This is a genomic window from Shinella sp. M31 (genome assembly GCF_049199205.1).
Lineage (GTDB): Bacteria > Pseudomonadota > Alphaproteobacteria > Rhizobiales > Rhizobiaceae > Shinella.
Map to the genome: position 1 here is coordinate 1 of NZ_JBLZPH010000146.1, position 545 is coordinate 545.

1 protein-coding gene is annotated in these 545 nt (G+C 63.3%); it reads right to left on the reverse strand.

All coding sequences use genetic code 11. The annotated features are described in order from the left end of the window. Nucleotides 1–545 (reverse strand): DMT family transporter (locus tag ACOZKU_RS23255; protein ID WP_421580880.1); only part of this gene is annotated, 545 nt, incomplete at both ends.

The following is a 545-nucleotide window of genomic DNA, read 5'->3' on the forward strand; positions in this document are numbered from 1 at the left end:
CCCGCGGCCGGAAGCATTGGGTCCATACCCCCGAAATTCCTTCCGAAAATCGCGGCACCCGCATAGGAGATGGTCGCCACGACGATGGCGATCTGCGCCAAGGCCTGATGCCCGAGCCCCGCCAACGCTTCGAAGCCGACGATGAGGCACACGCCGAGCAGCCCGGCGCAAACCCCGAACAGCTTGCGGCCGCTCACCGCCTCATGACGGGTGATGAGGATCGTTAGGAGGAAGGTGAAGATTGGCGACGTCGAATTGAGGATGGTCGCGAGCCCGGCATCGGTCGTCTGCTCCGCCCAGGCGATCAACGTGAATGGAAAAACGCTGTTGAGGCAGGCCTGGAAGAGAAACCGGCCCCAATTGACGCGATCGCGCGGCAGCGACAGGCCGCGCGCCCTCACCAGAACGAGGAGCAAGCTTCCGGCAATCAGCGTCCGCGCCGCAATCAGCGTCACCGGCGGGATCGTCTCGACGCCGATCTTGATGAAGGTATAGGACGAACCCCACAGGGTCGACAGAAGCAGCAACAGGCACAAGTCGGTCGT